The sequence below is a fragment of the Mycobacterium sp. genome, from assembly GCF_044342925.1.
Classification (GTDB): domain Bacteria; phylum Actinomycetota; class Actinomycetes; order Mycobacteriales; family Mycobacteriaceae; genus Mycobacterium.
In genome coordinates this window covers 1-13,039 of sequence record NZ_JBIIOV010000094.1, presented here as the reverse complement: position 1 = coordinate 13,039, position 13,039 = coordinate 1, and the positions used below count along the sequence as shown (strand labels likewise).

16 protein-coding genes are annotated in these 13,039 nt (G+C 67.3%); 6 read left to right on the top strand and 10 right to left on the bottom strand.

Annotated features, from left to right (window positions below):
- Positions 1-492, bottom strand: a 492-nt coding sequence (locus ADBZ6I_RS11095) for an acyl-CoA dehydrogenase family protein (RefSeq protein WP_526383737.1), incomplete at its 3' end; no start/stop codon positions are given.
- Between the two features lie 11 nt (positions 493-503).
- Positions 504-2,087 (bottom strand): 3-((3aS,4S,7aS)-7a-methyl-1,5-dioxo-octahydro-1H-inden-4-yl)propanoate--CoA ligase FadD3, encoded by a 1,584-nt coding sequence (gene fadD3, locus ADBZ6I_RS11090; RefSeq protein ID WP_526383735.1) that lies wholly within the window; start codon positions 2,085-2,087, stop codon positions 504-506.
- 60 nt (positions 2,088-2,147) lie between these two features.
- Between fadD3 and ipdE1 the strand changes: the two genes are divergently transcribed.
- Genes ipdE1 through fadA6 form a run of 4 tightly spaced genes read left to right on the top strand, consistent with a single transcriptional unit; the run spans position 2,148 to position 5,893 of the window.
- Complete coding sequence (gene ipdE1, locus ADBZ6I_RS11085; protein WP_526383733.1) at positions 2,148-3,335, top strand: acyl-CoA dehydrogenase IpdE1; 1,188 nt, start codon at positions 2,148-2,150, stop codon at positions 3,333-3,335.
- Entirely contained in the window at positions 3,335-4,126 is a 792-nt protein-coding gene (gene ipdF, locus ADBZ6I_RS11080; protein WP_526383731.1) for a (5R,7aS)-5-hydroxy-7a-methyl-1-oxo-2,3,5,6,7,7a-hexahydro-1H-indene-carboxyl-CoA reductase, read from the top strand. Before ipdE1 ends, ipdF begins: the two co-directional genes overlap by 1 nt.
- Positions 4,123-4,722 carry a TetR family transcriptional regulator KstR2 gene (gene kstR2 / locus ADBZ6I_RS11075; RefSeq protein ID WP_526383729.1) on the top strand — a complete coding sequence of 200 codons (600 nt, stop codon included), beginning with the start codon at positions 4,123-4,125 and terminating at the stop codon, positions 4,720-4,722. The genes ipdF and kstR2 overlap by 4 nt, the downstream gene beginning before the upstream one ends.
- Before the next feature lies 1 nt (position 4,723).
- Positions 4,724-5,893 (top strand): steroid 3-ketoacyl-CoA thiolase FadA6, encoded by a 1,170-nt coding sequence (fadA6, locus tag ADBZ6I_RS11070; protein ID WP_526383727.1) that lies wholly within the window; start codon positions 4,724-4,726, stop codon positions 5,891-5,893.
- A 139-nt stretch (positions 5,894-6,032) separates the two neighbouring features.
- Here fadA6 and ADBZ6I_RS11065 read toward each other — a convergent pair whose 3' ends face one another.
- The 7 genes from ADBZ6I_RS11065 to echA20 all read right to left on the bottom strand — a co-directional run bounded on the left by ADBZ6I_RS11065 (position 6,033) and on the right by echA20 (position 10,971).
- The gene (locus ADBZ6I_RS11065) at positions 6,033-6,683 is read right to left on the bottom strand and encodes a SatD family protein (protein ID WP_526383725.1); all 651 of its coding nucleotides are present in this window, start codon (positions 6,681-6,683) and stop codon (positions 6,033-6,035) included.
- Between the two features lie 76 nt (positions 6,684-6,759).
- A complete protein-coding gene (locus ADBZ6I_RS11060; protein WP_526383723.1) occupies positions 6,760-7,170 on the bottom strand; it encodes a PNPOx family protein in 411 nt (136 codons plus the stop codon).
- A 27-nt stretch (positions 7,171-7,197) separates the two neighbouring features.
- Positions 7,198-7,476 carry a hypothetical protein gene (locus ADBZ6I_RS11055; RefSeq protein WP_526383721.1) on the bottom strand — a complete coding sequence of 93 codons (279 nt, stop codon included), beginning with the start codon at positions 7,474-7,476 and terminating at the stop codon, positions 7,198-7,200.
- Positions 7,477-7,503: 27 nt separating this feature from the next.
- The gene (gene ipdC, locus ADBZ6I_RS11050; RefSeq protein ID WP_526383719.1) at positions 7,504-8,571 is read right to left on the bottom strand and encodes a (3aS,4S,5R,7aS)-5-hydroxy-7a-methyl-1-oxo-octahydro-1H-indene-4-carboxyl-CoA dehydrogenase; all 1,068 of its coding nucleotides are present in this window, start codon (positions 8,569-8,571) and stop codon (positions 7,504-7,506) included.
- Positions 8,568-9,311: a cholesterol ring-cleaving hydrolase subunit IpdB gene (gene ipdB / locus ADBZ6I_RS11045; protein WP_526383739.1), complete on the bottom strand. Its 744-nt coding sequence runs from the start codon at positions 9,309-9,311 to the stop codon at positions 8,568-8,570. Before ipdB ends, ipdC begins: the two co-directional genes overlap by 4 nt.
- The gene (gene ipdA, locus ADBZ6I_RS11040; protein WP_526383717.1) at positions 9,311-10,219 is read right to left on the bottom strand and encodes a cholesterol ring-cleaving hydrolase subunit IpdA; all 909 of its coding nucleotides are present in this window, start codon (positions 10,217-10,219) and stop codon (positions 9,311-9,313) included. Before ipdA ends, ipdB begins: the two co-directional genes overlap by 1 nt.
- On the bottom strand, positions 10,216-10,971 hold the full coding sequence (echA20, locus tag ADBZ6I_RS11035) for a (7aS)-7a-methyl-1,5-dioxo-2,3,5,6,7,7a-hexahydro-1H-indene-carboxyl-CoA hydrolase (RefSeq protein ID WP_526383715.1): 756 nt from the start codon (positions 10,969-10,971) through the stop codon (positions 10,216-10,218). Before echA20 ends, ipdA begins: the two co-directional genes overlap by 4 nt.
- A gap of 40 nt (positions 10,972-11,011) precedes the next feature.
- Here echA20 and ADBZ6I_RS11030 point away from each other — a divergent pair, with 40 nt between their 5' ends.
- Complete coding sequence (locus ADBZ6I_RS11030; protein WP_526383713.1) at positions 11,012-11,779, top strand: SDR family oxidoreductase; 768 nt, start codon at positions 11,012-11,014, stop codon at positions 11,777-11,779.
- Positions 11,780-11,787: 8 nt separating this feature from the next.
- A complete protein-coding gene (locus ADBZ6I_RS11025) occupies positions 11,788-12,693 on the top strand; it encodes an SDR family oxidoreductase (RefSeq protein WP_526383711.1) in 906 nt (301 codons plus the stop codon).
- 10 nt (positions 12,694-12,703) lie between these two features.
- Here the strand turns inward: ADBZ6I_RS11025 and ADBZ6I_RS11020 are convergent.
- The coding region (locus tag ADBZ6I_RS11020; RefSeq protein WP_526383709.1) for a nitroreductase family deazaflavin-dependent oxidoreductase at positions 12,704-13,039 on the bottom strand (336 nt) is incomplete at its 5' end.

The following is a 13,039-nucleotide window of genomic DNA, read 5'->3' as shown; positions in this document are numbered from 1 at the left end:
AAACGGAGCGCGGCTGCTCCAGATCTTCTGCCCGTTGAGCAGCCAACCGCCCTCGGTGCGGGTGGCGGTGGACCGCAGCGACGCCAGATCGCTGCCCGACTCCGGTTCCGACCAGGCCTGTGCCCAAATCTGTTCGCCGCTTGCCATTTTCGGCAGGATGCGATCCAGTTGCTCCTCGGTGCCGTGCGAGAACAGTGTCGGAGCCAACATTGAGGTGCCGTTGGCGCTCGCCCGTCCCGGCGCGCCGGCGCGGAAGTACTCCTCCTCGAAAACCACCCATTGCAGCAGCGTGGCATCGCGGCCACCGTATTTCTCCGGCCAGGTGATGACCGACAGGCCCGCGTCGAACAGCAGCCGGTCCCAGCGGCGGTGCTGCTCGAAACCCTCGGTGTTGTCGTAGGAGGCGGTGGGAAACCTGTCCCGGTTGGCGGTGAGGAATTCGCGGACTTCGTCGCGGAAGGCGCAGGTCTGATCGTCGTACTCTAAATCCATCGCAAATCCACTCAGACCATCTCTCGCAGTGTGGTTTTCAGAACCTTTCCGCCAGCGTTGCGGGGCAGCACGTCGAGGAATGCCACCGAACGCGGCGCCTTGAAGTTGGCCAGATGTCGTCGGCTGAAGGCGACTACGGCAGCCTCGTCGAGTTCGGCGCCGGGGCGCCGGACGACGAACGCGCGACCCACCTCGCCGAGCCGGTCGTCGGGCACACCGATCACCGCGACGTCGGCGACCCCGTCCAGCCGGGCCAGTGCCTGCTCCACCTCGGCGGGGTAAACGTTGAAACCACCGCAGATGTACATGTCCTTCAACCGGTCGGTGATGCGCAGATTTCCCGCCTCGTCCACCGTGCCGATATCTCCGGTATGCAACCAGCCGTCGGCGTCGACGGTGGCTGCGGTGGCCGCCGGGTCGTCGAGGTAGCCGAGCATGACGTTGGGGCCCCGCAGCAGCACCTCACCCGCGCCCGCGGCGTCCGGCGCCGAATCGGATGTCGCCGGCCCAGCGGCTCCGTCGATGCGCAAGTCGAAATCGGCGATGGGGCGACCACACGTGGTCGCCACGGTGACCGGGTCGTCGTCGGCGCGACACATCGTGCCGAAGCCACTGGCCTCGGTCAGTCCGTAGGCGGTCAGCACGATGTCGAAGTCGAGTTCGGTTTGCATCCGCTCGATGAGCACCACCGGCACGGTGGCCGCCCCCGTGACCGCGAAGCGCAGCGACGTCAGGTCATGGTCCGCCCGCGCCGGATGGTCGAGCAGAGTCTGGAAGATGGTGGGCGGACCCGGCAGGACGGTGACCCGATGCTCGGCCACCGCTCGCATGGCCTGCTCGGCGTCGAAGGTCAGCTGCGGGATGAGCGTCGCTCCGGTCTGCAGGCAGGCCAAGATCCCGGCCTTGTATCCGAAGTTATGGAAAAACGGGTTGATGCAGAGGTAGCGGTCGGCGCTGGTGATCTGCCCGCATTCCGCCCACGCGGCCGAGGCCGACAATGACTGGCGGTGGGCGCACAGTACGCCCTTGCTGCGTCCGGTTGTGCCCGAGGTGAAAAGGATGTCGGCGACGTCGTCCGGGCGCACCGCCGCGGCCCTGGCGTCGACCTCCGAGAGCGGAATCTGCGGCCCGGCGAGGAACTCGTCCCACGACCCGGCCTCTTTCTCGCCGTCGTCATCCTCCACCGGCACCCTGACCACATGCCGCAATGCCCCGAGCGCGGCCCGATCCAGATTCGCGATCCGGTCGGCGCCCAGGAAGCGGCTCATCCCGAGCAGCAGCGGCGCGTGGGTGCGCCGCAGGATGTCGGTGGCTTCGTCGGCGGTGTAGCGGGTGTTGAGCGGTACCAGCACTGCGCCGGCGTAGTGGATGGCAAGACAGGAGACCACCCAGTGCCAGGTGTTGGGCGACCACAGCGCCACCCGGTCGCCGGGTTGGACGCCCAGGCCGGCGATCGCCGCGGCAGTGCGCCGGACCTCGTCGTGCAGTTCGGCGAAGGTGAACCGGCGATCCGCGGCGATCAGCGCGTCGTGGTCGGCGCGGTCGAAAGCCATCCGGTTCAGCACCGACGGAGTGGTCAGCGGGTAGCCGCCCATGAGTGCTCCTACCTGGCCCCAAGCCAACAAAGCAAGTGCTTGGTAGGTTAGCCTACTCGGGTGCGCGTCGACGAGTTCCGGGCAGAGGTCCGGGAGTGGCTGGCCGACAATCTGGTCGGCGACTACGCCGCCCTCAAGGGCCTCGGCGGTCCTGGCCGTGAGCACGAGGCATTCGAGGAGCGACGGGCCTGGAACCAGCACCTCGCCGCGGCCGGGCTGACCTGTCTGGGCTGGCCCGTCGAACACGGCGGCCGGGGGCTGTCTGTCGCGCACCGGGTGGCGTTCTACGAGGAGTACGCCCGTGCCGACGCCCCCGACAAGGTCAACCACCTCGGTGAGGAACTGGTCGGTCCGACCCTGATCGCTTTCGGCACCCCGGAGCAGCAGCAGCGCTTCCTGCCCGCCATCCGTGACGTCACCGAATTGTGGTGCCAGGGCTACTCCGAGCCCGGCGCCGGCAGCGACCTGGCGAATGTGTCGACCTCAGCGGTGTTGGAGGGCTCCCCCTCGGCGAGCGAAGCGACGGGAAATCAGTACTGGGTGATCAACGGGCAGAAGGTTTGGACGTCGTTGGCGCACTGGTCGCAGTGGTGCTTCGTGCTGGCGCGCTCCAAAAAGGGCTCGAAGCGGCACGCCGGCCTGTCGTATCTGCTGGTGCCGCTGGACCAGCCGGGGGTGGAGATCCGGCCCATCGTGCAGCTCACCGGCGACTCGGAGTTCAACGAGGTGTTCTTCACCGACGCCCGCACCGAGGCCGGCCTGGTGGTCGGCGAGCCCGGCGACGGCTGGCGGGTGGCGATGGGCACCCTGATGTTCGAGCGTGGGGTTTCGACGCTGGGCCAGCAGATCCGTTACGCCCGTGAGCTGTCCGGTCTGGTGGAGCTGGCCAGGAATTGCGGCGCCGTCGACGATCCGTTGATCCGGGACCGGCTGACCCGGGCCTGGGCCGGGTTGCAGGCGATGCGCTCGTTCGCCCTCGCCACCATGGACGAGGAGGATGACGGCCAGGCCGCCGGAAAAGACTCGGTGTCGAAACTACTTTGGGCGAACTGGCACCGCGACCTCGGCGAGCTGGCCATGGACATCCGGGGCAAAGCCGGACTTGTGTTGGACGGCAACGACTTCGACGAATGGCAGCGGCTGTTCCTGTTCTCCCGCGCCGACACCATCTACGGCGGATCCAACGAGGTTCAGCGCAACATCATCGCCGAGCGGGTGCTCGGCCTGCCGCGGGAGGCGAGGGGCTGATGGCGTCGTTGTCGGTACCACCGGAGGAGACGGCAGGCCACGGTCTGCTCAGCGGCAAGGTGGTCGTCGTCACCGCGGCCGCGGGCACCGGCATCGGTTCGGCCACCGCCCGGCGGGCGCTGCTGGAGGGCGCCGATGTGATGATCTCCGACCACCACGAGCGCCGGCTCGGCGGGACGCGCGATGCGCTGTCGGCCTTGGGCCTTGGGCGGGTGGAGAGCGTGGTGTGCGACGTGACGTCCTCAGCCCAGGTGGACGCGATGGTCGCCTCGACCACCGCCCGGTTCGGACGGATGGACGTCCTGGTCAACAACGCCGGCCTGGGTGGACAGACGCCGGTGATTGATATGACCGACGACGAGTGGGACCGGGTTCTGAGCGTCACGCTGACCTCGGTGATGCGTGCGACCCGAACTGCGCTGGCGTATTTCCGTGATGCCGGTCATGGCGGCGCGATCGTCAACAACGCCAGCGTGCTGGGCTGGCGGGCGCAGCACTCCCAGTCGCACTATGCGGCTGCCAAGGCCGGCGTCATGGCGCTGACCCGTTGCAGCGCAATCGAAGCCGTCGAGTACGGGGTGCGGATCAACGCGGTGTCGCCCAGCATCGCCCGGCACAAGTTCCTGGAGAAGACCAGTTCCGCCGATCTGCTCGACCGGTTGTCGGAAGATGAGGCCTTCGGTAGGGCCGCCGAGCCGTGGGAGGTCGCCGCCACCATCGCGTTCCTGGCCAGCGACTACTCCAGTTACCTGACCGGCGAAGTCATCTCGGTGTCGAGCCAGCACCCGTGAGCGCGCCAACGCCGGCCACCCGGCGAGAAGAACTGCTGGAATTGGCGGCGTCGATGTTCGCCGAGCGGGGTCTGCGGGCCACCACGGTCCGCGATATCGCCGACGCGGCCGGCATTCTCTCCGGCAGCCTCTATCACCACTTCTCCTCCAAGGAGGAGATGGTGGACGAGGTGCTGCGCGGATTTCTGGACTGGTTGTTCGATCGCTATCAGCAGATCATCGACACTGAGCGAAACCCGTTGGAGCGGTTGCGGGGACTGTTCATGGCGTCCTTCGACGCCATCGAGCACCACCACGCCGAGGTGGTGATCTATCAGGACGAGGCCAAGCGGTTATCCGGTCAGCCGCGGTTCGGCTACGTCGACGACCTGAACAAGCGCCAGCGCAAGATGTGGGTCGACGTCCTCACCGAAGGCGTCGAGCAGGGCTACTTCCGCTCGGACATCGATGTCGATCTGGTGTACCGGTTCATCCGCGACACCACCTGGGTGTCGGTGCGCTGGTATCAGCCCGGCGGTCCGCTCACCGCCGAACAGGTCGGCCGCCAGTACCTGTCCATCGTTCTCGGCGGCATCGCCGCGGCTAAGGAGAAGTGAAGTGCCCCAGGCCCCTGATGCCTACGTCATCGACGCGGTGCGCACCGCCGTCGGCAAGCGCAACGGGTCACTGGCCGGTCTGCACCCGATCGACCTCGGAGTCCATGCTTTCCAAGGGATCTTCGCCCGCAACGACGTCGATCCCGGTGCGGTCGATGATGCGATCGTCGGCTGCGTCGACGCCATCGGCGGGCAGGCCGGCAACATCGCCCGGCTCACCTGGCTGGCCGCCGGCTACCCCGAAGAGGTGCCCGGCGTCACCGTTGATCGTCAGTGCGGCTCAAGCCAGCAGGCGATTTCCTTTGGCGCCCAAGCCATCATGTCCGGCACCGCCGATCTGATCCTGGCCGGCGGGATGCAGAACATGAGCCAGATCCCGATCTCGTCGGCGATGATCGTCGGCAAGGAATTCGGCTTCACCACCCCGACGGCCGAGTCCAAGGCCTGGCTGCAGCGTTACGGCGACGAGGAGATCTCGCAGTTCCGCGGCGCGGAGATGATCGCCGCGAAGTGGGATATCTCAAGGGAGGACATGGAGCGCTGGGCGCTGGCCAGCCACCAGCGTGCCTTCGCGGCCATCCGCGGGGGTCACTTCGCCAACGAGATCGTCGCCGTCGACATCGACGGGGTGGGCTTCGCCGTCGACGAGACTCCCCGCGAGACGACGCTGGAGAAGATGGCCGGGCTGCCCACACTCAGCGACGGCGGCCGGATGACCGCGGCGGTGGCCAGCCAGATCTGTGACGGCGCCAGTGCGGTGCTGCTGGCCTCCGAGCGGGCTGTCAAGGACCACGGTCTCACGCCCCGGGCCCGCATCCACCACATCAGTTGCCGCGGAGCCGATCCCGTCCTGATGCTCACCGGCCCCATCCCGGCAACCCGGTACGCCCTGGACAAGACCGGCCTGTCCATCGATGACATCGACGTGGTGGAGATCAACGAGGCATTCGCCCCGGTGGTGCTGGCCTGGATCAAGGAGACCGGCGCCGACCCGGCGAAAGTCAATCCCAACGGCGGCGCCATCGCACTGGGTCATCCGCTCGGCGCGACCGGCGCCAAACTCTTCGCCACCATGCTCAACGAGCTCGAGCGCACCGGCGGCCGCTACGGGCTGCAGACCATGTGCGAGGGCGGCGGCACCGCCAACGTCACCATCATCGAACGGCTGTAGGCGCCCGGCTCAGCGCGGGAGGGTGAGCGCGAGGCCTCCGAGGGCGATGATCCAGCTGGCGAAGCTGCCGATCAGGAAGTACTCGGTGAGCGCAGCAGATCGGTGCAGCCGATGGCGACGAGCAATACGGCGATGATGCTCACTGCGCGGTTCCCTCCGCGACGCGGCGCAGCTCCGACGATGCCAGCACCAGTACGTCCAGTCCGTCGCGGACCGAACGCTGTGACACCGCCGAGGCGCTGATTCCCTCCACCGTCGCCAATTCCTTCTTCGTCTTCCCCGATAACAAGCCCCGCAGCAGTCGACCTGACCGCTCATCGAGTGATCCAAGCAGTTGGTCCCGACACATCAGGGCGGCGTTGACCGCATGCTCGTCGGGCCCAGCCGGTCCGGCGTTGCGGAACGCCGTGCGGATCGAGGACAGCGCGGTCTGCTGTTGGGTCTCGGCGGTCCACTCGATGGCTTCGCGGGCCGCCCACCAGCCGGGGCCGTCCTGGATGCGGTCGTCGAGGACCGTGACCTCGCCCCACCCGATGCCGAAGCGGATGTCGACGCCAGGTTCGGCGGCCAGCCTGATCGCCAGTGTCGCGTCGATGGCTGCGCCCACGCTCGGATACGTGCCCTGGAACTCGTCACCGACTGTCAGCGCGGGCGGGTTCAGCGCCTCCCCGGCTCCGTCGGCCAGGGCAGCGGTGACGGCGCGGTGCAGGGCGGCGCGGTCGGTGGACTTGCGAGAAGCCACCACGTCGCCAATCAGCGTTGCGACTATCGATGAAGGTCTGCGCTTCATATCCAGAGTATGAAGCAAATAACTTCATTAGCCAAGAATGAAGTGTTTAGCTTCACTGCATCGTGAGCGGTTCGTCTCAGGAGATCCGTACCCGCATGAAGTGACCGATGTTGATGCGTTCGAATGTGCGGCGTCTGTTGGCCGGCAGCAGTGGAAGAGCCTGGGTCGAGTCGATGAGTTCTGGAGAGGTGACGGAGAGCGTCTCACCCTTATGCACCAGGGTGCCGCGTCCGGCGGTCATCACGTTGCGGACCCAGTCGACCTGAGTGCCGTAGGGCAGCGGAATGAGGACCTCGCCGTCCACCCGGTCAGCAACAATCGGTGTCGAATACTTCTTGCCGGAGCGACGCCCCGCGTGCTCGATGACAGACGCATACCAGAACCGGCTACCGGCCAGACGAAGCATGAGCGGGTTGAGCAGATGCTTGTTGGACATCCGGATCATCCGCTGAAACGGTGCGGGCCAACTCTCCGGTGCGATCCCCATGGGCCGACGATACGGATTGAACCGGATTCAGACCAGCGCTGAGGTGAGCCGATCCCACCAGGACGTCGTCGCGATCAGCATCAGAAGAGCGCCGGAGGCCACCAGAGCCGCCCAGCCGGTCGCCAACCACCGATCGAACCTGCGGAACAGAACCCACTTGACGATCAAGAAGATCAGTCCCAGTACCAGTGCGGGTGCGAACGGCCCAAAGGCCTTGCCCAGCAACGAATCCACGAACAGCGAACGGACAGGATCGATTCGGAAGAGTGCGGGTGGCATGGCCGCCAACACCGCGGTGAGCATCATGGGTCGGTGGATGTCCGCGGCGGCGGCTCAATCGATCAGGGAGTTCGCCGCCTGAAGGTGTTTGATCGCCTCGCTGACGATCTGATCGATGAGTTGAGCGCAGGACGGCAGGTCGTCGATGATGCCGGCCACCTGACCGGACGCGAGAACACCGGCGTTGGTGTTGCCGTCGACCAGACCAGCTTTGAGCAGCATCGGTGTGTTGGCCGCCATCAGCAGCTGTGACCAGGTCATGTCCTTGCCGTGCCGCATCGTCATGCCATCGCGGATCATTGCCGCCCAGCTCATCTGCGACATTTTCTTGAACTTTGCGGCGTTGACCATGGCGGCAATGAAACCCTTGATCCGGGAACCGCTTTCGAGGTTCTCTACCAAGCCGGTACGCAGCACCCGGTGTGGGATGCCGTCGACGCGGGTGGAGACCACGGTGCCGTCCAGGGCGGCCTGCAGGTAGCGCTGCTTGACCGCGTCGGGGACGGTCGAGTCCGACGTCAGCAGGAACCGGGTGCCCATCGCCACACCCGCCGCCCCGTACGACAGCGCTGCGGCCAGTCCGCGGCCGTCGAAGAAGCCGCCGGCGGCGACCACCGGAATCTCGGCGCCGGCCAGCGCGTCGAGGACCGACGGCAACAGCAGCGTGGTCGCTACCGGCCCGGTGTGGCCGCCGCCTTCGCCGCCCTGGACGATCACCGCGTCGGCGCCCCACCCGGCGACCTTGCGGGCGTGCTTGGCGGCACCCACCGACGGAATGACCACGGAACCGGCGTCTTTCAGCCGGGCGATCAGTTCGGGCTTGGGCGCCAGTGCGAAGGAGGCGACTTTGACGCCCTCGCGGATCATCAACTCGACACGGTCGCCGGCGTCGGCGGCATCGGCGCGGAGGTTGACGCCGAACGGCCGGTCGGTGCTGGATTTCACCTTGGCGATGGCGGTGGCGAGTTCGTCGATCGTCATGGTGGCCGACGCCAGGATGCCCAACCCGCCGGCGTTGGCGGTGGCCGAAACCAGGCGTGCGCCCGCTACCCACCCCATGCCGGTCTGCACCACCGGATGCTCGACGCCCACCAGGCGGGTCAGCGCGGTCTGGATCCTCATGCCTTTAATTCCTTGTCGCGCAGGTTCTTCGGATCGAGGGTCTTGATCAGGTCCAGTTCCTCGCCGCTGGGCAGTCGAGTGCGCCCGGCCGCGTCCAGGCCGTGGATCTCGAAGGACGTGGCCGACCGCACCTCCTCTGGAACGACACCCGGGTGCAGCGACACCGCCCGCATGGTGCCGCCCGGCCCGCCGAAGTCGAAGACGCCGAGGTTGCTCACAACGCGGTGAACATCGGTGAACCGGTAGGCCGGATTGCCGGCATCGACTTTGTCCCAGCCGATTCCGCACACCACGTCGACGGACGCGCAGAACACCCGGGAGGAGTGGTTACCCACCCAGTAGCTGGTGGCGTGGTTGATGGTGTTGCCCGGCGCGCCCCGCACCCCGAACATCTGCCGGGTCGGATGCTGCAACGGCCCGAACGAGGACAGGTTCTGATTGCCGTACCGGTCGATCTGGTTGGCGCCCATCACCACGTGGCGGCGCCCCCAGGCGAGGGTTTCGAAGACCCGGCCGAACGGCATCCACCCCTCGATGGCGCCGGCGGCACCGATCGCTGGAGTGTCGGCCAACAGCCGCGCTTCCCCGTCGGTGAGCAGGATGTCGGGTGCGAAGGTCAAGCGCGCCAACCGCGCGCCGATCGACACCATGGTGGTCATCGGGCTGACCATGATCTCGCCAGCGTCGCGGAACAGTTCGGCACAGGCGACGACGCAGACCTCGGCGCGGCTGACCTGGATCACGGCGCCTCCTGCTGGTCGGCGAAGCGACGGACGGCGGCCTGATACTCGGCCTCGCCGCCGGACAGGTAGGTGGCGACGAAGTCCGCCCAGGCGGTCTCGTCGCCGGCGGAATGGGCCCCGGCGGATTGTGCATAGTGCCGCTGGAATCTCTCGTCGCGGCCGTAATCCGGAGCGGCTGTGGTGAAGTGGGCGCCGTTGGGCGCTTCGACCACCTGGTCCACCATCATCCGGTTCACCAGCAATGCCTGCGGGGGAACGGCGTTGACCAGTTCTTCGGTCGGCACCACTCGTTCCACCGAGAGGTATCGCCGGTCGGCGGCCATCAGGAACAGGTCGTCAAAATACGGATCGATCCCGGTGTAGGCGGCGTTGCCGTGTCTGTCGCCGAGGTTGAGGTGGACGAACGCCGCGTCCAAGCGCAGGGCCGGCATGGCGATCAGTTCCTCACGGCGGGAATCGGTCTCATAAGGAGACATCACCGTCTTCAGCTCGCCGTCCCAGAAGTCGGGTACCGAGCTGCCCAGCCCGGCGCGGGTGGGCAGGAACGGAAGTCGTTGCGCGGCAGCCTGCAACCCGCAGCGCAGCATCCCTTCGTCCATCTCCCGCGCGACGATCGATCCGCTGGTGCGGGCGCGGGAGAACCACGGGTCGTAGAACGGAGCCGAGTCCAGCGACACGAAGCCGTAGTAGGCCTTCGTCACCTTTCCCGCCGAGCACAGCAACCCGAGGTCCGGGCCGCCGTAGGTCACCACGGTGAGGTCGGTGACATCGGTGCGCAACAGCGCCCGGACGAACGCCATCGGTTTGCGTCGCGACCCCCAGCCGCCGATGCCGATCGTCATGCCGCTCTCGATACCGGCGACTGCGGCGTCGAGGGTGGTGCGTTTATCGCGGGGGCTGCTCACTTCTCGGCCTTCTTCGTGCCGGCGAAGTCGTCGCGCAACTCGTCGGACACCCCGGAGAGGTTCAGTTCGAAGGTGAAGCCCTGCTCCATCCGGTAGCTGGAGTTCACCCGTTGAACGTCAATGAGATTCAGTGCCTCCTTGGCGGCACGGATCACCCGGGTGTCCTTAGCCGCGATGTCACGGGCCACCCGCAGAGCGGCCTCATCGAGGTCGGCACGGGGCACCACCTCGTGGACCGAGCCGAAATGGTGCAGGGTAGCCGCGTCGACGGTTGCCGCGGTGAAGAACAGCCGCCGCATCATGTGCTGGGGCACCAGCCGCGAGAGGTGGGTGGCCGCGCCCAGCGCACCCCGCTCCACCTCCGGCAGGCCGAAGGTGGCGTCGTCGGATGCCACGATCACATCGGCGTTACCCACCAGGCCGATACCGCCGCCCACACAGAAACCGTTGACCGCGGCGATCACCGGTACCGCGCACTCGTACACCGCTTTGAAGGCGGCGAAGCAGCCGCGATTGGCGTCGATCAGCGCGCTGAACCCGGTGGTTTGCTGCATCTCCTTGATGTCCACGCCGGCGTTGAACCCGCGGCCCTCGGCGCGCAGGATCACCGCCCGGGCGTTGCGATCGTGACCCGCCTGGGTCAGGGCGTCGGCCAGCTCGAACCAGCCTCGTGACGGGATGGCGTTGACCGGCGGATAGTCGACCGTCACCGCGACGATGCCGGGCTCGACGGTGGACGACGTGATCGTCATGCAACTCCCTAAGCAAGCACTTGCTTGGTACGCTAGCACAGTGAATGGCCCGATCAGCCTCGGCCTGCGGGGCCGCATCGTGCTGGTGACCGGGGGAGTCCGGGGCGTCGGTGCGGGGATCAGCGAGGTGTTCGCCGGGCAGGGTGCCACTGTCGTGACCTGCGCCCGTCGGCCGGTCGACGGGTTGCCGTATGAATTCCACAGTTGCGACGTGCGCGACGCCGACGCGGTCGGCGGCCTCGTCGACACCATCGTCGCCGCGCACGGCCGCCTCGATGTGGTGGTCAACAACGCCGGCGGGTCGCCCTATGCGCTGGCCGCCGATGCCTCCCCGCGGTTTCACCAGAAGGTGATCGAGCTGAACCTGCTGGGCATGCTCTACATGTCTGTGGCCGCCAACGCGGTGATGCAACATCAGCCCGAGGGCGGGTCGATCATCTCGATTTCCAGTGTCAGCGGCCGCCGTCCGTCGCCGGGTACCGCCGCCTACGGTGCGGCTAAGGCCGGTGTCGACAGCCTGACCGCCAGCCTGGCCGTCGAATGGGCGCCCAAGGTCCGGGTGAATGCGGTGGTGGCCGGCATGGTGGCCACCGAGCAGGTCGAGTTGTTCTACGGCGACTTCGAATCCCAAGCGGCGGTAGCCAGTACCGTGCCTCTTGGCCGGCTGGCTCAGCCTGCCGAGATCGGCTGGGCGGCAGCATTTCTGGCCTCGGATCTGGCGTCCTACATCAGCGGTGCCACCATTCCGGTGCACGGGGGCGGCGAGCCTCCGTCGTATCTGTCCGCATCCAGCGCCCACAGGACGTAAGGAGAACCATGGGCCTGCTCGACGGCCGAGTCGTGATCGTCACCGGAGCCGGTGGTGGCATCGGGCGCGCACACGCGCTCGCCTTCGCCGCCGAGGGCGCCCGGGTGGTGGTCAACGACATCGGCGTCGGACTTGACGGCTCACCGGCCGGCGGCGGTAGCGCGGCGCAATCCGTGGTCGACGAGATCCGCTCCGCGGGTGGGCAAGCCGTCACCAGCGGCGCGAACGTGGCGGACTGGGATCAGGCCGCCGGGCTGATCGGAACCGCCGTCGACGCTTTCGGCGGCCTGGACGTCCTGGTCAACAACGCCGGGATCGTGCGGGATCGGATGATCGCCAACACCAGTGAAGACGAGTTCGACGCCGTCATCGCCGTGCATCTCAAGGGCCACTTCGCCACCACCCGGCATGCGGGCGCGTACTGGCGCGCGCAGTCTAAAGAGGGCCAGCCGGTGGACGCCCGCATCATCAACACCAGCTCCGGAGCGGGACTTCAGGGCAGCGTGGGGCAGGGCAACTACAGTGCCGCCAAAGCCGGTATCGCCGCGCTGACACTGGTGGCCGCCGCCGAGATGGGCCGCTACGGCGTCACGGTGAACGCCATCGCCCCGTCCGCGCGCACCCGGATGACGGAGACCGTGTTCGCCGAGATGATGGCTAAGCCCGACAGCGGGTTTGACGCCATGGCGCCGGAGAACATCTCGCCCCTGGTGGTGTGGCTGGGAAGCACCGAGTCGGCGGAGGTCACCGGCCGGGTCTTCGAGGTCGAGGGCGGCATCATCCGGGTGGCCGAAGGCTGGCGGCAAGGACCGCAAGCGGACAAGAGAGCGCGTTGGCAGCCGGGCGAACTCGGTCCGGTGGTGCGCGGATTGCTCGCCGAGGCCCGTCCACCGGTGCCGGTGTACGGGGCCTGACCAGCGGCGCCTAGGGATCGCAGATGACCACCGGGATCACCCGGTCGGTCCAGGACTGGTAGTCGTCGAAGCTGGTGTACATCTGCACCAGTCGCGGCCAGTACTGGGCGCGTTCGGCCTCGGTGGCGTCCCGGGCGATCAGATGCAGCACCTCGTCCTTGATCTGGACCGAAACTTCTGGATTGGCTTTGAGATTCAGGTACCACATCGGGTTGCTGGCCGAGCCGCCCTTGGACGCGACCAGCACGATCCGGTTGCCCTCCCGCAGATAGAGCAACGGGCTCACCCGCGGTTCGCCGGTCTTGCGGCCGGTGGTGGTCAGCAACGCCACCGGCGCACCCTGCAG